Here is a 21,293-nt window from a genome sequence, read left to right as displayed (position 1 = left end):
GAAATTATTTCAATATAAAACAAAGGGGCTTTTTTGTGTCTACCGAAAGTCTATTTAACTATGCTTATTAAACATACTTACTTTTTGCTTTGCTTAAATGAGTACCATATACGATTATCGGAATTTAAATAACATGCTTGAAATCTAAATAGCATAGTGTAATACAAAAAGTTACGCTACACTTCTTCTTGTCAATTACTGACTAAACCATGCTTTTATGACTAACTGGAATGACCTATGACTTTCGCTAGCCCTATCAAAAATATGGTGACGCATGCTAAGAAAACCCCACTGTCGATTACTTCAGTTGTCTTGATAGCCACAGTAGCATTATTACCTGCGTGTAGTACGGTATCCGTAAATAAACAAGCGTCAGCGAAGACCATTACTGCGCAGCGCGGTAATATCGTCACCAGCAAAAAATTAAGCAGTGATACGGCATCAGCGCTCCTATCGGCAGGGCTCAATGAGCAAGCCTGTATGCAGCAGTTTGATTTATGCCTAACCCAGCTTACTGACAGCATTTTGAATGAGCACTATCGTCCTGCGCTGGCTATTTTTGCAGAGCTACATTACGCAAAAGCGCGCCAGCTTTCTGACTCTCAAGACTGCCGCAATGCGCTGTCTCGCCCACCACTTGATCCTTATTATGCCAATGCGCCTTTAGAAGATGCAGAAGCTAAAGCCCAGCAGGAAAACACCAATCGTTGTCTAACGGGTTATCAAGAGCGGTTGTTCGATGCTATCAAAACCAGTTATACCTATTTATTTTATGACAGTTTGGTACATGACTTTGACGGTGCTGATCAAGAGAAAAACCGCTCTCCTACACAGAGCCGTATCCCAAATGATACCGACATTCAGACCCAAGACATCTATAACGCTGCCAGTAATGATGTCATTACTCAGCTTTATAGATCTACCAACGATTCAGATAAATTGATGGGTGGCACCAAAGTCGATTATCTACCCACATCCGTTAGCAATCTTACTAACAGTAGCCAAGCAGCCAGTAGCCAAGCAGCGATTGCCAATTATTCACCACTAAAAGGCAAACCGACTGACCAAGTCAAAGTCATGAAAATACAAGTCGATGATTATGATCTTGGTATTTATTTGCCCAATGAAAACAATTATCTACAAAATGCACATAAGCAAACCTCTGCACTAGCAGACTTAGTGTCCACTTACGAATTACGCCTCTCTGGGCTTAACTCAATCAGTAAACGTCCAGGCTTAGGCATTAGCTTGGTGGCTTCACTGGATGATCGTTATACCACCACGATTCGCCAATTGTTGGTGTCCTCATTGTCAGGTCGATTGGCCAACGAACAAGACGAAGATAGCAGCAAGCCAAGTTCGCGTATCTATCCTACTGGACATCTGCTATTAACGGGACTGATTCAACCAAGTGGCGATAGCGTGCTGGATGTACTAAGCAGTCGTAAGCTCGATATTCATTTATACAACCCATACCAAAATGAAAGCGTTAACATTCTTAATAATGACTATCCACTGGCAGCTAACTTTTCTGCTGGTTATGGCTTATGGCTGTCAGAGAATCAGCTAGATGGCGTTGGTTATCTAAATTTAATCACTCGCCAGCCAGAGGCAAGACTACCCAAATTATTCATGCTTGAGCCTTATGATCCCAATAAGCGAGTCCTGATTATGCTGCATGGTTTGGCCTCAAGCCCTGCCACTTGGGTCAATCTGACCAACGATATTCTCAATGATGACAAGCTACGTGATAACTATCAAGTTTGGCAAATATTTTATCCAACCAATTTGCCCATTTTAGAAAACCGTTATCAAATACAACAGTTAATCAATAGCACCTACGAGCAGACTGACCCTAAAGGACAAAATCGTGCCAGCAAAAACAGCGTGATTATCAGCCATAGCATGGGTGCCATTATCGCCCGCATGATGCTATCTGATGAAAACTTGGTCGATGATTTAGATAGACTAGATGAGCAAAATGTGCTGTCTGGGAGTGAAAAACGTAAGATTCGTGACGCGCTTAAAGCATCCTTTGGTGAAGATCAGCTAAAAGAGCGTTTTGAGCTAAAAGCCTTGCCACAAGTAGATACGGCTGTCTTTTTATCAGCACCTTTTCGTGGAACTGACTATGCAGATCGTTGGTTCACTCGAGCACTGCGCCGTATTGTCTATTTGCCAGTCGGTTTGGTAAAGACTGTCACGGACAACTTAGCAACCATTGCCACGCAAGGTGATTTGGCACAAAACCCTTTGGGTGCTTTATATTTACAAAATGGCGCAAGTCAGCTAAGCGACAAATCCTCTTTTATACAGTTGACTAAAGACATCGCTATCAATGATCGCATTACCTATCACTCTATCATTGCCAATAATGATGCCGATATCACTAAAGGACTGGCGCAAATGCAGCCAGCTGGTGCAAAGATTGACTTGTCGCAAGCAGTAGAAGATACCGAAGATGAAATAGTCAGTACAAGTAGTTCTTCTGATAATTCGACGTTACCTGCCCAACCGCTGGTTGCAGCCGTCACTGTCGATGAAGATATCAGCCAAGCGCTGACTGAGCGCCTATCAGATGGCATCGTGCCTTATACCAGTGCTCATCTTGATGGCGCTGCCTCTGAGACGATTATCAACGGTGGTCATAGCATTCAAACCAACCCGCAAACTATTTTGACCTTACGACGAATCTTACATAAGCAATTGCAGGAATGATGACCACTTTTGTCATATAGCACTGCGCTCGCCGATGCGCTGCAAAGTTAAAATTCAAATAGGTAACTTTATAACTTTGTACTGTGTTGGATATTTGTACCTATATCAGTATCTAAATAAGACCCTACTGTTATTAAGGAAAACTGGATAACACCTTGTTTTTTCGGGCGATTGATTCGATCTTTCAAGGTTTATCTAAGCAGATTTTAATGACTATTAGGTATGCGCCAGACTTGTTGCTCAGCTTGCGTGTATATCGAGGGAAGCGCATAATATATTGACAGCACATAACAGTAATGTATTAATTTATAGGGATATAAATTACTTAATTCAGCTAAACAGTCGTTAGCTTAGCCGCACTTTATCCCTAAGGTTGCTCGCTAATCGACACTGAGCCATTGCCCGTAATACTTTTACCTTGATCTATAGACAGTTATGGGCAGTCACTTAAGCGTTTTATGGAAGCCAGCGCTATTCAGCTAACAAATAAGGGTGACCGTTTATGTTCGCTACGTTTATGATCGACCAGCTCGATGCGCTGACACTCGCGCGCATCCAATTCGCTTTTGTTGTCTCGTTCCATATCGTGTTTCCTGCCTTTTCTATTGGGCTGGCCAGCTGGCTGACGGTACTTGAGTTCCGTTGGCTCAAAACTGGCGAGCCTATCTATGCGGAAGTTTATAAGCACTGGGTTAAGATATTTGCCGTGGTGTTTGGTATGGGTGTGGTGTCCGGTGTGGTAATGTCCTACCAATTCGGTACCAATTGGGCAGTTTTTTCTGACAAAGCCGGTAACGTCTTGGGGCCACTACTCGCCTACGAAGTATTGACCGCGTTTTTCTTAGAAGCGTCCTTTTTAGGTATCATGCTATTTGGTTGGGGCCGCGTGAGCAAACGTATGCACTTTGCCTCAACCGCCATTGTCGCCATTGGCACGCTGATTTCAGGATTTTGGATTTTGTCAGCTAACAGTTTTATGCATACCCCGCAAGGCTTTATGATGGGCGCTGATGGACTGTTATATCCTACCAACTGGCTTGAGATTATTTTTAATCCTTCATTCCCTTACCGCTATGCTCATATGATCACAGCGGCATTCCTGACGACTGCCTTTGTCATCGGTGGGGTTGGTGCTTATTATATTCAGTCTAAAAAACACATCGATCACCGTCAACATGGCCGCGTCATGCTAGGCATGGCCATGATTATGGCGATATTTATAGCACCAGCTCAGGTGTTGATTGGCGATGAGCATGGTCTAAATACACTGGAGCACCAGCCAGCCAAAGTCGCAGCGATGGAAGGTATTTGGGAGGATGAGCGCGGCGCAGCATTACGCTTATTCGCTATTCCTGACCAAAAAAACCAGACCAATAAATATGAAGTTAGCATCCCTTATGTATCTGGGTTGATCCTAACCCATTCGCTAGATGGAGAAGTGAAAGGTCTGAAAAACTGGGCTCCTGAAGACCAACCGCCTGTCATTATCGTATTTTGGGCATTTCGTATTATGGTTGGTATTGGCATGTTAATGGTGCTAGTCGGCTTATTTAGTCTCTATAAATACTTTAAAAAACAACAGTACAATCCTGAGAGCGTATGGTTTCACCGTGCTTGGATGATGATGACGCCGCTTGGCTTTATCGCATTACTATCGGGCTGGTTTGTGACCGAGACAGGACGTCAACCATGGACCGTATATGGTGTGATACGCACCGCTGAAAGCATGTCACCGCTCGCAGCACAGCAAGTGGCAACCACGTTGATTGGTTTTATTGTCCTCTATATATTTGTCTTCGGTGCAGGCAGTTTTTATATTCTACGCTTGATTGCTCAAGGGCCAAAACCGTACGAAGATCCTGCTGAAGATAACTTCTATGAGCACTCAGTGACCGAAAGCCAAGGTCGTGCGCTCAGTGGCGATAGCAATCCTGCTGAGAGTACTGAAGAAGATATAGATGCTCCTGCAAACGATGCCGATGATGGAGGGTTACGCTAATGTTTAACTACGGTGATGTATTAGATTTACCTTTAATTTGGGGCGGACTTATCGCTCTATCCGTCTTTATCTATGTACTGCTTGATGGCTTTGATTTGGGCTGCGGGATTTTGTTTCCCTTTGCTGGCTCAGATAAAAACCGTAGCCGCATTATGAACTCTATTGCCCCGTTTTGGGATGGTAACGAGACTTGGCTAGTACTGGGCGGCGGTGGATTGTTCGCTGCTTTTCCAGTGGCTTATGGCATTATCATGACGGGTCTTTATTTACCAGTAACAGCGATGTTGTTTGGTCTTATCATGCGCGGTGTGGCATTTGAGTTCCGTTTCAAAGCATCGTCACGTCGTCATGTCTGGGATACGTTCTTTTTTGTAGGTTCAGTCGTTGCCACATTCTCACAAGGCATTATGCTTGGGGCGCTCGTACAAGGTCTTGAGGCAAGCAACCGCTTATATACTGGTGGGCCATTTGATTGGTTAACACCTTTCTCTATCGTCTGCGGCTTTGCCATGATCATCGGTTATGCCTTGCTTGGTTCCACATGGCTCATTATCAAAACTGAACATACCCTACAAGTCTGGGCACGCAAAGTTTCTGGCTGGATGCTTTCTGCTTTGATAGTGGCAATGATCGTTGTCACAGCGTTTATGTATTTTTCAGACATCAATGCCCTCGAAGGCTGGTTTGGCTTCCCAGGTCTACTATATCTAGCGCCTATGCCAATCATTGTTGTACTATTATTTTTCTTGATGCGTAAAGACTTAAGTGGTGAGCGCGAATATCGTCCTTTCTTGTTGACTGTGGCGCTGTTTTTGATGGGTTATATCGGGGTTTGCTTTGCCATATTCCCATACATCGTACCCTATCAGATGACAATTTATGAAGCAGCCGCAGCTGACACCTCACTATCCTTTATGTTAGTTGGTGCCGTCATAATGCTACCGATTATCCTGAGTTATACCGCTTTTGCCTATTATACCTTTAAGGGTAAAACGGGTCATGAGCATATGTACTAAGGGTAAATAAAGGATATAAAAGTGTGGTACTGCAAATATTAGCAGTGGCCATACTTTTTAGCTAAGCGCACTAACACGCATTGGGAGGCGAGCATGAAGAAGCTCAGTAAGAAACAGTCACAATGGGCATGGTTCATTGGGCTATATATAGCAGGGTTTGCCGTTATTTTTACGATTGCTCAATTAATTAAGCTGGCTATGGGTGTTTAGCAGCTATTGATTACACACTTACCCATTGCTATATAACGTAAAAAAGCAGCGCCGATTAATCGACGCTGCTTTTTTTTATAAGAGTGCTTATAGAAGGTTAATGAGAACTAAGCATCTTAATCTAAGCGCCTTGATGGTTATCGACACCATTGCTTTCGATAAACTCGTTTACCTGCGCTAAGCGTTCAGGTGTGCCCACATCTATCCAATTATCACAAATGACTTCAGCCGTAATTTGAAACTTTATCATCGCTTGCTTGAGCAATGGCGCCAACGCTGCTGGCTGACCTGAAACCAACCCATCGACCAATCGTGGTGACATCACACTAATGCCAGCAAAGGTATATTTGTCTGCACCATCAATCGGCTGTTCACTGGCTAAACCATTATTGATGGCAAAATCACCGCCGTTATTATGCTCTGGATTATCAATCAATAACAGATGTGCGCGCTGATCAGCACTCAGCTCATAATCTTGCAACTGCGCAAAATCATAGGTCGTCCATACATCTGAGTTCACTAAAATAAATGGCTCATCGCGTAGCTTGCCAGTTTGTAACGCTTGAAAAATACCACCTGCGGTCTCTAGAGGCTCATCACCCTCTACTGACCAATGCAATTTGACGCCATATTGCCTGCCATCACCCAGTATATCCATCAGCTTATCAGCCAGCCATGACGCATTAATCGTGATATCAGTGATACCAGCCGCTTGTAGCGCTTTAATGTGCCAAACGATAAGCGGTTGCCCACCCACCTCCACCAGAGGCTTGGGCGTATCAAGTGTTAACGGACGCAGACGCGTGCCCTTACCAGCAGCCAAAATCATTGCTTGGGTAATCATTGCTCGGTTAATCTCAGCCATGTGCGCTCCTTTTTTATTTTATTGGACTCTACATTCAGATTAAAACTTGCTGATATTTTAACGCAATTTATCAGATGAGAATTCGCGTCAAATGAAACTTGCAAGTGGTTCGTTCTAAATATATTGCTGTACGAACTTACTTTGATAAGCTGGCAGTATATTATCCCTGAGACTCTCATTAAACGGCGCTACTGCTTGTTGCATATGCTGGCTACCATGCGCCTCTAACCATTCTAATTCAAACATTAAATCACGCATCACCTTAGGAATATCCGCCAAATAGCGGTCTTTGCCATCTCGCTCAGACAAGCGAATAAAAATCCCCAACACTTTTAGATGTCGCTGAACGCCCATGACATTCATATCGTTTTCGAGCTGCTCTATGCTATCTGCAGTGGTCAAGCCCGCCTGCTTTTGCAACTGCCAAAAATCATTAATCCATGCAGAGACTTGGCTCTCTGGCCATTCTACATAAGCGTCTCGCAGCAATGATACTAAATCATAGGTATAAGAGCCGATGACGGCATCTTGAAAGTCAATCACACCTAAGCGCGAGCGATCCGCTTGGTCTTGCATTAGGTTGCGACTGTGATAATCACGATGGACGATGACTTGTGGTTGCTGCAAAATCTCTTTTATTAAGGCTTCTTTTAAAGTATCCCATATCGCTTTATCAAGCTCGACACCGATATAAGGTATGAACCAATCGCTAAATAAATCCATCTCACGATCTAATAACGCGGTATCATAATCTGGCAATTGATGTTGCGACTTTGCTGTTTCAACTGGGACAGTCTGTAGCGCGACCAACGTCTGCATTGCCAACTGATAATGCTCATCTATCTGAGCAGGCGTCGCATCAAGGAGCAGATGGGCGAACTCTACCGCACCAAAGTCCTGCAATACCAAAAAGCCTTTCGTCACATCTTGCGCGATGAGCGTCGGCACATTGATCGCCGGTGCCATCAGTTTAGTCACATTGATAAACTGGCGCATGGCGTCTTGTTCGTCCGCTGAGTCCATAACAATATAATGTGCAACATGCGTGTCATTACTGTTTGATAGCTGAATCCTATGGTATTGGCGAGCACTCGCGTCACCGGGTAGACTATCGAGTTTAAACGCTTGACCAGCAAATACTTGCTGTAACCAGCTCTCTAATTGTTGTAGACGGCTATTGAGTTTGGTATCGATCATATTAGGCTCTAAAATTATTTTATCAGTCATAATGGGCATCACAGGTTAAATATAAGTCGTAAACAATTAAAGTAGTGATAAGTCAGGCAAAACCTTGTTAAAATAGCGATGTCTTGAGCCAAAAAAACTGCGGTAGCAGGCGTATTGGGATATCATTCGACATCTAGCGCTGAGCATAACCTCAGCAACCATTCAAAAAACAGCTTGGCTATATTATAAATTTTGGTAAATAGTGTAGCTGATTTGGTTTTTTTTGACTATGATTAGTCGTCATTATATGTAAAACAGCCAAATTCTTAAGATAGCATTATCAATCAGTGATTTTTTAGTCGTTTATTAATCGACATACATGATTAATAATATGGTTAATAAATTCAGTATCGCAATCCAATAGGCTCTGCAATCATAGGTGTGCCCTTGTTATATTCTCCGCTTTACCAAAGCATCCGTTTGATCTTATTTGGTGCCTTAGGCTTGTCCAGCCTAAGTGTTAGTGCTGCGCCCAGCAATGCTGACACACAGCAAACTGAGTCGCTAATCACTGACAGTAGCACCCGTTATATCTCTGACGTTACACCTGATGCCAATCGCAGTAGTGTCCAAAAAGATAGTGACTATAATGATATCCGCTATCAAAATAGCAATAGTCAAAAGACTGACTTTCAGCGTAATACGTATCAACAGACTGCTACTGATAACAATACTTCAGACAGTAGTTTTGACAATACTTTTAATGAAAGCGCCTTTAATGAAAGCACCTTCAACGACAGCATCTCTAATGAGAGTGCTATTAATGAAATCTCCTTAGACAACCGTCCTCTAGAAATTACCGCCATTAACGAGAGTGATGATAAAGGTTTTGTACCAGCAGCAGATACGATTGCTACTACTCAGAATAATAGCACTGCCCTGCTTGCTGAAACCACTGTACCTAAAGCCGCACAGAAAACTAGTAAAGTTGATGTGAGTGATGAAAGTATTCAAGATAGTCTGCTGCGTTTAGCAGAGTTTTATGAGCTGACACCCGATACAGACGCCTCAACGTTAAACAATAGTGATAATGCTAACCAAGATGTCATTCAAAACGAGCTAACACCTACCCCGCAAACCATTCCAAAAGTGGGTAGAAACCTACAGTTATTACCGAATACCGTAGATAGCGCCCAACGCTGCGAAGGTCAATGGGTTTATCCAAAGAGCAACCCCAACTATCAACGTGCTGTCAATGAGGCGGGAGCAACCAATGGTCAGCCTGCACCAAACTTAAATGGTCTCCCGAATAATCAAGCGCCGCTGTTTTCAGAATCAGATTACGGTTATTACGATAATGTCGACTATGCAGAGCTGTCGGGCAATGTCATCATCAATCAGGGTACCCAGCAGATAGAAGCAGAAAAAGTCTTGTTAGATTTGAGCAATGGCATTGCCGCCGCTCAAGGCAAAGTCATGTTTACTGACCAAGCGACAGGCCAACAAGTGCCACGTAGCAACGCACTAAACCGCTCATCGAATAACGCCCAAGCCAATTTCACTGAAAAAGCATCAAAAGGTGGTCTTATTGGGGTCGCTGATAGCTTAAATTATAATACTGAAACTGGACAGTCAACAGCCAATGATGTGGCTTTTGCCAGTGTAGAACTGCAAGCTCATGGTTATGCCAAGCGCTTGAACAGACCGAATGACAATCAATATGAGCTAGATGATGTCATGTTCAGTACCTGTCCACCAACCAATCGCAAATGGCAGTTTGATGCCAAAAGCATTGATTTAGATACGGATACGGGTCGCGGCGAAGCCTATAATACCACTTTCCGTATCGCTGACGTGCCTGTGTTCTATTTGCCTTATTTCAACTTCCCGATTGATAATCGTCGCAGTAGTGGTTTTTTATTGCCGAATGCCAGTATCAGTAGTGAAAGCGGTCTTGAGATTGATGTGCCCTACTATTTCAATTTGGCACCCAATTATGATGCTACGCTGAATACCCACATTTATACCGATCGCAATCCTATGGTGTCAGGCGAGTTTCGCTATCTGACCGAAAGTTATGGCGAAGGTATTTTTAATGGTTCATATTTGCCTAATGACAAAGAATATAATGACGAAAACCGCTCTAGCTTCTTTTATGATCATTATTGGTCATCTAAGAGTATTCCACGCTTAAGTGGTGATGCAAAATACAGTTATGTGTCAGATTCAGACTACCTCAATGATTTCGATACGCTGGGTCTATCAGGCAGCACCATAAACTTACCACGCCGTGCGCGTGTCAATTACTATAATGACTATGTTGATGGTGAATTGAAGGTAGAAACCTTTCAAACTTTAGACGCTTTTACCAGTAATGGTAAACCCTTAGAAGACAAAGATAAGCCTTATTCAAGATTGCCGCAGCTCAAACTCGATTATCGACTGCCGTGGGCAAAAAACTTCGATATCACGGGTGTGAGCGATTCTGCTTACTTCAAAAAATCCATCGACGATGGCTCTGAGAATGAAAAAAGTGGCGGGCGAATTTATAATAAACTCAGTGCCGTTTATCCAATGGAAAAATCTTGGGGTTATATCAAGCCTAAACTAAGCTTGCAACATCTCTATACCTCTTATGATGAGGATAGCTTAGCCGACAATCAGCTGAGTGAGAAAGACGGTAGCCAGTCGGTATTTGTACCGCAAGCCAGTATTGATGCAGGTCTGCATTTCTACCAAGCAGGCTCGCCTTTTGGCGCATTCGACGATACCATGGGTGGATATCGCTTGCTAAGCCCTCGATTAAAATACACCTACTCACCGTACAAAAACCAAAATGATATTCCCAACTTCAATACTCGTATCGCCTCTATTAACTATGAGCAGCTATTTTCAGATAGCTGGTTTTTAGGACATGATCGCTTGCAAGATTTGCACTCTATCACTCCTGGCATTAATTATCGTTACATCGATGCAACGGGTGTGACACGTTTTGATGGTAGCATTGCAGAGCAGTTCTATTTAGATGATGGGCGTGTAACGCTTGATGATCAGCAGCCGGTATTTACTTCATCATCATCAGGCATGGTATGGGATACTAGCACTCAACCTTATAACAATTTTTGGGTTGATGTCAGCGGAGCACTGACCAACGACTACGATTTAAATTATATTACGACTGAATTACGTTATCAGCCGTCTGACAACAGCTTGTTCAATGTGGGCTATGTCAAACGCCAACGTGATGAAAACACCGATCAGCTGCCGCTCTCTGCTTTTACTGCATCGGCGGTCTTTCCTATCAATAACAGCTGGCGAATCTTGGCTCAAGGTCAATACGATTACAATCGTGATAAAGTCCTGGATTCGTTGGTCGGCGTTGATTACGAAGATTGCTGCTTTGGTTTTGCAGTTTATGGTCGTCGTTACTATAATGACTTAAATGTCAAAGACAAACCAACGCAAGCCATAATGGCAGAGATTAGATTGAATGGTCTTGGTAGTGGTAGCAGCCGCCTGACCCGCTTACTCTCTGATAAAATCTTGGGCTTTGAACCTGTCCAAACTGCTTGGAAAGACTAAGACCGTTCTTGTATAAATATTTGTACTATATATTTCATAACCCCGCTTGTAACCCTATTATAGGCAACGCTGTTTAATATTTGACTGTTAAAAGCATTAGATAGCGTTGACCAACTACCATCCGATGCGATGACATTGATGAGGAGCATCATGAGATTTTTTTCTTTACGTCAAACCAGCCGTGCTGTACTGCTACCTATGAGTGCCAGCCTAGCGCTTACATTGAGTGCCCAAGCTGCCACCGTTAAACCTGCACAAGCGCCTCAAGCAAATACCGCGGCTGCGCAGAATAACGTCAATCGTTTGACGCCAGCCAATAGCACAGACGGTATCATTGCTTTAGTCAATGAAAATGCTATCTTAAAGAGCGAATTGGTCGATGCTATCACGCAAGCTCAAGCACGCGCGCAAGCGGCTGGAGAACCTATTGCAAACTCAGCACAGCTACAGTCTGAAGTATTAAATGCACTCATCTTACGTGAGCTACAGCTATCCATGGTCAAGCGCGTCGGCCTTAACCCTGATGAAGCCACTATCAATCAACGCCTTGGGCAAATCGCGCAAGCAGAAGGACTGACTAGCATCTCAGCATTGCAGCAGCGTTTGGACGCAGCAAAACCTGGTAGCTATGCGGCGCTACGTGCGCAATTGATCGAAGACGCAGCCATTCAAGCCTTACAACAGCGCCAAATCGGTAGCCGTGTACGCATTAGCGAACAGGATATTGATGCATTTTTGGCCTCACCTGAAGCCAAGCGCTTAAACCAGAGTGAATATCAAACGATTCATGTACGAGTGCCTTACATGGATGATTACAGCCGACTATCAGAAGACCAACGCAATGAGGCGCTAAAGGTAGCAGAAGCCTTGCGTACGCGCTTGCTGGCACCAAACGTTGATGTCGCTGAAGCGGTCGCTGCCAGCCAAGGCAACTATCCTATTCCGCTACAAGGTGGTGATATGGGCTTTCATAAAGCCGCTTCTCTACCTACAGAGCTTTCAAGTGAGATTACCAAACTTGAGGTTGGCGAGGTCAGTGCACCATTAATAACACCTGAAGGCATCGACATCATTAAACTTGCTGACAAAAAAGCCAGCGATACCATGCTGATACCGCAGTGGCATACGCGTCACATATTGGTAAAAGTTGATGAATTACAGACAGACGCACTTGCTGAGCAAAAAATTAATGATTTGTATGAGCAGCTACGCAACGGTGCTGATTTTGCTGGTTTAGCATCGACCTATTCAGATGATCCCGGTTCAGCTGGCCGCGGTGGCGACCTTGATTGGGTGAGCGAAGAAGACATGATTGGTCCATTCGAAGCCATAATGAAAAACACGGCAGTTGGTGACTACTCTGCTCCTTTCAAAACCCAGTTTGGCTGGCATATATTGAAAGTCGAAGGCAAACGCCAACAAGATGTTAGCGATCAATATCGCCGCAACATGGCACGTCAAGCGCTTTACCAGCGCTTAGCACCGCAAGCCAAAGAAGACTGGCTACAAGAGCTACGCGCAGGTGCGTACATTCAAGTACTTGGCTAATTGCTGTAGGCATCGATAAGTCAAATATAATAATGCTTTGTCAAAAAAGGGTATATGCTAATGCATGTACCCTTTTTTTATTGACGTTTATTTAGGCTTTAAAAATAATCGGAATGTAATCTCAAATATGTAGCAGCACTCATAAGAATACCGAATAAAATCAATATAAATATTATCTATTTTATAAGCCAAGTAAGTTTGACATCACTATTCGCTTTTTGGACTGATATAAGATGGTATAGATTAAGAAAATTACACACAAAGAAAAGCCCCGAACCTAGGGCGATTGGTTCGGGGCTATGGCGCTTCATATTGTTGTTATTATTTCTTCCATGCTGACTCATCCTAAGTCATGAACAGTATCATATAAGACAGCGGGCTGACCTGTGCTTTTATTGATACTGTCTCAACACTGCATCCATGCGTATCCTTGTGTTGATGGTGGTATTGTAGGGTAATCAGTTTAATGCGACTAGAGGCTAAAGACCTTATTTAACGTAAGCATATGCTTACAGCCTTTTTTAAATTGCATCATACGATGATTACGACATTGGCAAGCTATTAACCCAGACTTCTCTGCTCTTCTGCATGTTCCTGTGAGACTTTTTTGCCTTCTTTCTTGCCTTCTACTATTGTATTATCTGTCTCTTTGATATCTTCCGCTTCTGCAGTAGGGGCATTTTTCTCTTGATTACTCTCCGCTTCTGGTTCGTATTGTAAAGTCGTCATAACAGGGAAGTGATCCGAGCCTATAGAAGGCATACGTCGAATATCTACTACTGTAAAGCAAGCACTATGGAAAATATGATCCAGTGCCCAGCGTAAAAATGGATAGCTGACATGAAACGTATTAATAAAATGTCGACCAATACGCGGGTCTAATAATCCTGATATACGTTGAAAACGTCGAGTCGTCTTTGACCATGCCACATCGTTGAGATCGCCTGCCAATATCGCCGTTTGCTCGTTTTCTTTGATGTGCTTGCCAACCATCAATAGCTCAGCATCGCGGGTGGTAGATTTATCCGCTTCCGTCGGACTCGGCGGCATAGGATGCAAGCAATACAACCAAATCACGCGACCACTTTGCAGACGCAGCTGGGCATGAATAGAAGGTATGTCATCGATCATCAAGTACTTGACTTCAGGATCAATCAACTCAAGCTTAGAATAAAGATGCATCCCATACAGATTGTCTAGTGGCACTTTTACGGTGTAAGGATAATCAGGTTCGATTTGATGGAGCGCTTTTTCCCATTTTTCATCGCTTTCTAGCGTAATTAAAATATCAGGCTGTCTTTGCTTCACCAAATCCACCAATTTTTGGGTGTCATCATTTGGCGTTAGTACGTTTGATACCATTATTTTTAGTTGATACGCCTGTCCTTCTGGCTTATCTTTTGCCTTTTGGACTTCTTTTTTCCATAGCTTGGTATACGGCAATATCATTCTCAGCTGAAAGGCCAACGTAATGCTTAAGACAATAAATAATAGCCACTGCCCTAGCTGCCACTCTGACCAAAACATCAGCATACCAATCCAAGCAATGACACCCAGTACCATGATCTGAATACGCGGAAATTCCACACCGCGCACCCACCAATTATCCAGTGGTATCCAGCCCCAAATCGTCACAAATGCAATGAATCCTGCTAGCCACTGTATGCTGTAATATAATAGTGAGAGATCCATAGTATGTATTAGCCGTCTATTAAGAGGATGATTAAACCAATCACTCTGCTTATTGTTAATTGGATGATAAAGGTTTGCATGGTTTGAACTGATGTCATGACATTGACAAAAATTAAAGGCGCAAGAAAAAAGTGTAAGTACCACACCGCATAAGCTAAACGAGTTTGACACAGCTCATTGTACTTTGTAGTTTTGGTATTAGCTGATTACTTTAGCATTTCAGGAGGATATCGCCTACTAATGACTATGGATTATTCGTTAACCGCCATAAAATATTACACTTTTAATCCGCCCATCATAAACAGGACTACGGACGAATTTTATTTTTTAAGGATATCTACTTGTGGCGAGTGAGGCATCGCCACTATCGCCGTTAGGTTAATAACTTAAAGTTATACTGAACATCATTAATAGTGTATGAAAAACCACTAAAAACGGCCAAAACGCCTTGCTTTTTATGGATAATCACGGCATTGTTATCGGCTGGCAATGCAACAAATAATTGTAAATAGGATTGAGTGTCATGAGTAATTTAACAGTAGGCTTGGTAGGCTGGCGCGGCATGGTCGGTTCAGTATTAATACAACGTATGACTGAGGAAAAAGACTTTGACGGTATTACACCCGTGTTTTTCTCAACTAGCAACGCAGGTGGTGATGCACCAAGCCTTGATGGTATTCAGACCGGCCAATTAAAAGATGCTCATGATATTGACGCACTAGCAGCTTGTGATGTCATCATTACCTGCCAAGGCGGCGACTACACCTCACAAGTCCATCAACCGCTACGTGATGGTGGCTGGAACGGCTACTGGATTGATGCAGCAAGCACCTTGCGAATGGAAGATGACAGCATCATCATTCTTGATCCAGTCAATCGCACTGTCATTGATAGCGCCCTAGCCACTGGCAAAAAAGACTTTATCGGTGGTAACTGTACGGTGTCACTGATGTTGATGGCGATTGGTGAGCTGTTTAATAAAGGCTGGGTAGAATGGGTCAGCGCCATGACTTATCAGGCAGCTAGTGGTTCTGGTGCTAACAACATGCGCGAATTAATCGCTGGCATGGGCGTGCTACACGATGCGGTCAAAGATGAATTGGCTGATCCTGCAAGTGCCATCCTTGAGATTGATAAAAAAATCGCCCAAACTCAACGCTCAGACGATTTTCCTAAACAGTACTTTGGTGTGCCATTGGCTGGTAGCTTAATCCCATATATTGATGTTCAACTAGAGAACAAACAGTCAAAAGAAGAATGGAAAGGTGGTGTTGAAACCAATAAAATCCTTGGTAATTCTGAAGCCGATAAGATTGCTATCGACGGTATGTGTGTCCGCGTGGGCGCGATGCGCTGTCATGCTCAAGGCTTAACCATCAAGCTCAAAAAAGACATTCCTTTAGAGGAAATTGAAGCCGCACTAAAAAACAGTGGCAATGAATGGTTAGATTTGGTCGAAGACGACAAAGAAGCCACCATGAATCGCTTAACGCCAGTGGCAGTAACTGGTACGTTGACAGTCGCACTAGGTCGCTTGCGTAAGCTCAATATGGGCCCTGAGTATCTAGGCGCATTTACCGTTGGCGATCAACTGTTATGGGGCGCAGCTGAACCATTACGTCGTATGCTGAATATTATTCGTGAGCAAAAAAACTAAGTTTATTTTCTTAAAAAGTCAGTACAAAAAAGACAGCAAATGCTGTCTTTTTTATGGGTACACCACTTCCCAAAAATTTGAATAATAAGTATAAAGGCAGTATCCATTGATACTAAGTGAATTAGGTCTGCCAATTATCTCTTTTTATATATGATACTATTTTGGCTGATAAGCAATCATCACTTCATTACGACGCAAAAACGGCAGCGTCCAAGGTGGATTATAGCGTGCCAGTTCAGGCTCGCCCGTTATAGTCAAATTTTGTGTTTGCATCCAAGATTGTAGCTCTTCCGTTTTAGTCGCTACTTTTTTACTGCCTGCTAACCCTGAGAACTTAATCACACCGTACGTTTGTGCAGGTAATTCTGTGATTGTAATGTTTGGATTATTGGGTTTGGGCAGTGTTTGCATCGTGTATTTACTGGGCATAGTAAATTGTACACGCCACTTCCCATCGTCTTGCTGCATACTTACTGGAGCTGTCATCGCGATTTTTTGTGACTCATCAACACCTTTTTTATTTTCAGGCTGCATTGTCACAGGTGCTGTCATGCTAATTTTACTACTGCCGCCCGTTGGCGCTGTATTATTGCCAAATATATAGTCGGCTAACACTTTAAACCCTTCGCGACTCGCTGAGTCTTGGTCACCACTCACCCATGTTTGCGCCACTAGCTGCTTGTCATAACGACGCAGCTCAAAGTCATCCATTTGTGACAATACTGTATAATTCGGCTCTTCGGTAGCCATAGCTGCTCCTGATGTTAGTAGTAAACCACTCAGTAATAAGTAGGTTGCCTTTTTCATATCGTGTCTCCAGCATCTAAAAGCAAGGTCTGGCGATTTTTGCTACCTCACCAGCTAATACTTTACCAATGACTCGATAACGCTGTCTGTATCTTTTGGTTATAGCCAAGCAACATTGGCCAGATATATCAGCGTCTCATAAACATCCATGTCCAAAAAAACCGCCAACAATGCTATAATTAGCACCATTTTCATAGCTTACATAGCGGTTATCATATGCAATTTGTCTTACATAAAACGGCCAGCGGCGAAACGCGCGCGCGCCGTGGTACGGTTCATCTCAATCATGGCGACGTACAAACGCCAGCATTTATGCCTGTTGGTACTTATGGTACGGTCAAGGGTATGCTGCCACGTGATATTGAAGCCATTGGGGCTGATATCGTGTTAGGCAATACTTTTCATTTATGGTTGCGTCCAGGTACTGAGGTCATCGATAAATTCGGCGGTTTGCATAAATTTATGCATTGGGATAAGCCTATCCTGACCGATTCAGGCGGCTTTCAAGTATTCAGTCTGGGTGCAATGCGTAAAATCACCGAAGAAGGGGTTGACTTTAAATCTCCTATCGATGGCGCTAAGGTGTTTTTATCACCAGAAAAATCTATGCAGATTCAGTATAGCTTGAACTCAGACATCGTCATGCAATTTGATGAGTGTACGCCCTATCCTGCCACTCATGACGAAGCCAAAAAATCATTAGAGTTGTCACTACGTTGGGGGCAGCGCTGTGTTGATGAGCATAAAAGACTGGGTAGCACTAATGCATTATTTGGCATTATTCAAGGCAGCATGTATGCGGATTTGCGCCAACAATCACTCGAAGGGTTGCTCAATATCGGCTTTGATGGTTATGCCATCGGCGGTCTATCAGTTGGTGAGCCAAAAGATGAGATGATGGATGTCTTAGACTACATCCCAGATGCGATGCCAGCAGACAAGCCGCGCTATCTGATGGGTGTTGGTAAGCCTGAAGATATTGTTGAAGCGGTGCGTCGTGGCGTCGATATGTTTGATTGCGTCATGCCAACGCGTAACGCCCGTAATGGTCACTACTTCGTCACAGGCGATACGGACAATGCTGGTGTGGTACGTATCCGTAATAGCCAGTATCGCAATGACGAAGGCCCATTAGACCCTGAATGTGACTGCTATACTTGCCAAAACTTTAGCCGTGCTTATCTCTACCATCTTAATAAGTGTAAAGAGATGCTAGGTGCTCAATTAGCGACTATTCATAACTTGCGCTATTATCAGCGTCTGATGCAAGGTATTCGTGACGCCATTGAGCAAGACAAATTTGATGAGTTTGTGAGCGAATTTTATAACAAACGTGGACAAACGGTTCCTGAGTTAAATCTACGCTAATCATATTTTTGAAATTGTTACACGTACAAAAAGGGCTTAAGAATTATCTTAAGCCCTTTTTGGTGTATTGCTTTTATTGTCTAATGATTTAAATTATCTACGTCACTATCAATATTATGCTCTCAACACTATTTCATCAAAACTAGCCCATTAACGAGGTTACAAATACCACGATAACGGCAACTGGTGCTACAAACTTAGCAACGATTTGCCATAATTGCCATTCACCATTAGACAGATTAAGCTCTTGCTGGATACTGCGTTGATCCATTTTCCAACCAACGAATACAATTGCGGCAAGACCGGTTAGAGGTAAAAGGAACTTACTCGTAATTTTATCCAATGCATCAAAGATACCATTACCCATAATAGTAAAGTCAGACCATAGGTTAAATGATAGTAGTGCTGCGATGCCTAATAGCCAAATAACCGTACTTGCAACGATGGTTGATACTGTACGACTCATCGGCGTACGCTCTTCTAAAAACTCAACCGTTGGCTCAAGCAATGAGATTGATGAAGTAATAGCAGCAAAAGTAATAAGTAAGAAGAACAACGTACCAATAATAGTCCCAGCACCCATGCTACCAAAAGCAATCGGTAAGCTGACAAAGATAAGGCCAGGGCCTGAAGCAGGGTCTAGACCATTGCTAAAGATGATGGGGAAAATTGCTAGACCAGCAGCCAAAGCAATAACCGTATCTAAAATCACAACGGTACGGGCGGTTTTTAGTAAGTTCACTTCACGACCCAAATATGAGCCATAAGCAATCATGATACCCATACCAATAGATAGGGTGAAGAAGGCATGACCCAATGCTGCAAGCATCACATCCGCAGTCAACTTGCTAAGATCGGGTGTGAATAGATAGGCTACTGCTTCGCCAAAACCACCATTTATCACGTTATAACCAACGATGACGAACAAAATCACGCCTAGTAATGGCATTAAAACTTTAGCCGTGGTCTCGATACCTTTGGTCACACCAATACCGACAATCAAAGCAGTAATAGCCATAAACACGGTATGCCAAATCGTTAACGTACCTGCTGAAGCTAACATAGCATCAAAGGTCGCAGCAATAGAATCACTGTCTTGACCAATAAAACTGCCTGTACCTGCTTTAGTAATGTAGTTGAGTGCCCAACCGCCAATCACACTATAAAACGATAGGATTAAGAAACCACCTAAAATACCTGACGCGCCAACAATGCCCCAATTGCGCGACTTACCTTCACTTGCTGCAACATCCGCAAACGTGTTGACTGGGTTCTTTTGTCCACGGCGACCAATCAGCCATTCAGCGACTAGAATCGGAAAACCTACCAGCGCGATACAGAATAAATAAGCGATAACGAAAGCTGAACCACCACTTTCACCGACCATATAGGGAAACTTCCATATGTTTCCCAAACCAACTGCTGAACCAACCGCTGCCAATACGAAGCCAAAACTTGAGCTCCACTGTGCATGTTCTTGTTTATTAATAGCCATTTTTTCCGTCCTCGTGCTTCAATTAATATCACTGATAATCTTCCTTGATTATCATAAATAGCCATTCAAAATATCGGGCTATTCAATAAACGCCTCAATGTGAGGCATCCAGCAACATTAAGAAAGAATTGTTTACAATATCGTAAAGGCTCAGTTTCTGCTAAGCCACCAAAAAAGTCAAGCGCTCATAAACATAAAAAGCCATAACAATTAGTTATGACTTTTAGTCATTTTATGTATAACTAACAAGAGTTTGGTCGATTAAAATAGTTTTACCCAATATACTTTTCAGCAAACACTAACCACAGTTTTAGCGCACCACACCACGGCGGCTTTTTTGTAGTGAGTCAATGAGCAATTGAATTTTTGGCTCTTTTGGTAGCAGCTCATTATTCAAAATTTCAAGTGCTTGCACGGTCGTCAAACCGGATCTAAAAATCGTACGATACGCTTGGCGTAACACATCAATAGTCTCTTTTGACCAGTCTTTGCGGCGCATTCCCTCCACATTGAGACCATGAGTCGTTGCTGGATTACCAGATACCATAGTAAAAGCAGCTACATCTTTTAGGATCAGACTCGCGCCACCAATCAAGCTATAATCATCGACAGTACAAAACTGATGGATACCTGAATTACCACCAATGATCGTGTGGTTACCGATAGTCACATGACCTGCAACGCCAACATTATTGGCCAATACATTATGATCGCCAATCACACAGTCATGAGCCACATGAGTGTTTACCATCAGAAGATTATGGCTGCCTATTTTAGTTAGCTCACTATCTTGTGCGGTGCCTCGGTGTAAGCTACAGGCTTCTCGAATGGTATTATGATCGCCAATCTCAAGCCACGTACGCTCACCAGCATACTTTAAATCCTGAGGATCCTCGCCAATGCTCGCAAACTGATAAAACTCATTGTGTTGACCAATACGCGTCAATTTGGTGACAACTACATGGCGATGCAAAACCGTGTGAGCGCCAATCGTTACCTCATCACCGACGATACAATACGGACCAATGATAGCAGTCTCATCAATCTGGGCGGACGGTGAGATGAGTGCTGTTGGATGGATCTGACTCATAATGTGGGCCTTTGTATGATCTGATGCGAGTAAATGGTAAAACAAATACAGCCAATTTAGTTTTATGAAAAAACCTAAG

Annotated in this window: 14 protein-coding genes; 8 read left to right on the top strand and 6 right to left on the bottom strand. The window is 43.2% G+C overall.

The features are described 5' to 3' along the window. The first annotated feature begins 237 nt into the window (after positions 1–237). From JMX93_RS09360 to JMX93_RS09345, 4 genes are all read left to right on the top strand, one after another. Positions 238–2,718 (top strand): esterase/lipase family protein, encoded by a 2,481-nt coding sequence (locus JMX93_RS09360; protein ID WP_499204529.1) that lies wholly within the window; start codon positions 238–240, stop codon positions 2,716–2,718. Between the two features lie 517 nt (positions 2,719–3,235). Then, on the top strand, positions 3,236–4,717 hold the full coding sequence (locus JMX93_RS09355) for a cytochrome ubiquinol oxidase subunit I (protein WP_499204593.1): 1,482 nt from the start codon (positions 3,236–3,238) through the stop codon (positions 4,715–4,717). After that, positions 4,717–5,733: a cytochrome d ubiquinol oxidase subunit II gene (gene cydB / locus JMX93_RS09350; RefSeq protein WP_193012993.1), complete on the top strand. Its 1,017-nt coding sequence runs from the start codon at positions 4,717–4,719 to the stop codon at positions 5,731–5,733. Before JMX93_RS09355 ends, cydB begins: the two co-directional genes overlap by 1 nt. Before the next feature lie 93 nt (positions 5,734–5,826). Then, positions 5,827–5,943, top strand: a complete 117-nt coding sequence (locus JMX93_RS09345; RefSeq protein WP_373299586.1) for a DUF2474 domain-containing protein — start codon at positions 5,827–5,829, stop codon at positions 5,941–5,943. A gap of 121 nt (positions 5,944–6,064) precedes the next feature. On the opposite strand, the gene murU is transcribed toward JMX93_RS09345, so the two are convergent. Continuing rightward, the gene (gene murU, locus JMX93_RS09340; protein ID WP_499204528.1) at positions 6,065–6,808 is read right to left on the bottom strand and encodes an N-acetylmuramate alpha-1-phosphate uridylyltransferase MurU; all 744 of its coding nucleotides are present in this window, start codon (positions 6,806–6,808) and stop codon (positions 6,065–6,067) included. 114 nt (positions 6,809–6,922) lie between these two features. Beyond that, entirely contained in the window at positions 6,923–8,035 is a 1,113-nt protein-coding gene (locus JMX93_RS09335; RefSeq protein WP_443556903.1) for an aminoglycoside phosphotransferase family protein, read from the bottom strand. Positions 8,036–8,422: 387 nt separating this feature from the next. On the opposite strand from JMX93_RS09335, the gene JMX93_RS09330 reads away from it, so the two are divergent. Both JMX93_RS09330 and JMX93_RS09325 read left to right on the top strand, forming a co-directional pair. Further along, positions 8,423–11,557 carry an LPS-assembly protein LptD gene (locus JMX93_RS09330; RefSeq protein WP_443556902.1) on the top strand — a complete coding sequence of 1,045 codons (3,135 nt, stop codon included), beginning with the start codon at positions 8,423–8,425 and terminating at the stop codon, positions 11,555–11,557. Positions 11,558–11,707: 150 nt separating this feature from the next. Next, positions 11,708–13,105 carry a peptidylprolyl isomerase gene (locus JMX93_RS09325; RefSeq protein WP_499204527.1) on the top strand — a complete coding sequence of 466 codons (1,398 nt, stop codon included), beginning with the start codon at positions 11,708–11,710 and terminating at the stop codon, positions 13,103–13,105. Positions 13,106–13,666: 561 nt separating this feature from the next. Here JMX93_RS09325 and JMX93_RS09320 read toward each other — a convergent pair. Then, positions 13,667–14,797, bottom strand: coding sequence for an endonuclease/exonuclease/phosphatase family protein (locus tag JMX93_RS09320; RefSeq protein WP_443510266.1), 1,131 nt, complete (start codon positions 14,795–14,797; stop codon positions 13,667–13,669). 523 nt (positions 14,798–15,320) lie between these two features. Here JMX93_RS09320 and asd point away from each other — a divergent pair. Then, complete coding sequence (gene asd / locus JMX93_RS09315; RefSeq protein ID WP_443510265.1) at positions 15,321–16,454, top strand: aspartate-semialdehyde dehydrogenase; 1,134 nt, start codon at positions 15,321–15,323, stop codon at positions 16,452–16,454. A 156-nt stretch (positions 16,455–16,610) separates the two neighbouring features. Here asd and JMX93_RS09310 read toward each other — a convergent pair whose 3' ends face one another. Beyond that, positions 16,611–17,261, bottom strand: a complete 651-nt coding sequence (locus JMX93_RS09310; protein WP_443510264.1) for an SOUL family heme-binding protein — start codon at positions 17,259–17,261, stop codon at positions 16,611–16,613. Between the two features lie 216 nt (positions 17,262–17,477). Here JMX93_RS09310 and tgt point away from each other — a divergent pair, with 216 nt between their 5' ends. After that, a complete protein-coding gene (gene tgt / locus JMX93_RS09305; protein ID WP_193013000.1) occupies positions 17,478–18,629 on the top strand; it encodes a tRNA guanosine(34) transglycosylase Tgt in 1,152 nt (383 codons plus the stop codon). 142 nt (positions 18,630–18,771) lie between these two features. Here tgt and JMX93_RS09300 read toward each other — a convergent pair whose 3' ends face one another. Together JMX93_RS09300 and lpxA are read right to left on the bottom strand one after the other, a co-directional pair. Next, positions 18,772–20,124 (bottom strand): sodium-dependent transporter, encoded by a 1,353-nt coding sequence (locus JMX93_RS09300; RefSeq protein WP_193013001.1) that lies wholly within the window; start codon positions 20,122–20,124, stop codon positions 18,772–18,774. Positions 20,125–20,434: 310 nt separating this feature from the next. After that, positions 20,435–21,214 carry an acyl-ACP--UDP-N-acetylglucosamine O-acyltransferase gene (gene lpxA, locus JMX93_RS09295; protein ID WP_443517840.1) on the bottom strand — a complete coding sequence of 260 codons (780 nt, stop codon included), beginning with the start codon at positions 21,212–21,214 and terminating at the stop codon, positions 20,435–20,437. Positions 21,215–21,293 lie beyond the last annotated feature (79 nt).

Origin of the sequence: Psychrobacter muriicola 2pS, assembly GCF_904846535.1 — a bacterium.
Lineage (GTDB): Bacteria > Pseudomonadota > Gammaproteobacteria > Pseudomonadales > Moraxellaceae > Psychrobacter > Psychrobacter aquimaris.
Note: the sequence above shows the minus strand (reverse complement) of the source record. Positions and strands in the feature narration are given on the sequence as shown.

Bases quoted from the DNA above. Each gene is read 5' to 3' on its own strand.
- JMX93_RS09360 (WP_499204529.1), top strand. From the start codon at position 238: ATGACTTTCGCTAGCCCTATCAAAAATATGGTGACGCATGCTAAGAAA.
- JMX93_RS09355 (WP_499204593.1), top strand. From the start codon at position 3,236: ATGATCGACCAGCTCGATGCGCTGACACTCGCGCGCATCCAATTCGCT.
- cydB (WP_193012993.1), top strand. From the start codon at position 4,717: ATGTTTAACTACGGTGATGTATTAGATTTACCTTTAATTTGGGGCGGA.
- JMX93_RS09345 (WP_373299586.1), top strand. From the start codon at position 5,827: ATGAAGAAGCTCAGTAAGAAACAGTCACAATGGGCATGGTTCATTGGG.
- murU (WP_499204528.1), bottom strand. From the start codon at position 6,808: ATGGCTGAGATTAACCGAGCAATGATTACCCAAGCAATGATTTTGGCT.
- JMX93_RS09335 (WP_443556903.1), bottom strand. From the start codon at position 8,035: ATGACTGATAAAATAATTTTAGAGCCTAATATGATCGATACCAAACTC.
- JMX93_RS09325 (WP_499204527.1), top strand. From the start codon at position 11,708: ATGAGATTTTTTTCTTTACGTCAAACCAGCCGTGCTGTACTGCTACCT.
- JMX93_RS09320 (WP_443510266.1), bottom strand. From the start codon at position 14,797: ATGGATCTCTCACTATTATATTACAGCATACAGTGGCTAGCAGGATTC.
- asd (WP_443510265.1), top strand. From the start codon at position 15,321: ATGAGTAATTTAACAGTAGGCTTGGTAGGCTGGCGCGGCATGGTCGGT.
- JMX93_RS09310 (WP_443510264.1), bottom strand. From the start codon at position 17,261: ATGAAAAAGGCAACCTACTTATTACTGAGTGGTTTACTACTAACATCA.
- tgt (WP_193013000.1), top strand. From the start codon at position 17,478: ATGCAATTTGTCTTACATAAAACGGCCAGCGGCGAAACGCGCGCGCGC.
- JMX93_RS09300 (WP_193013001.1), bottom strand. From the start codon at position 20,124: ATGGCTATTAATAAACAAGAACATGCACAGTGGAGCTCAAGTTTTGGC.
- lpxA (WP_443517840.1), bottom strand. From the start codon at position 21,214: ATGAGTCAGATCCATCCAACAGCACTCATCTCACCGTCCGCCCAGATT.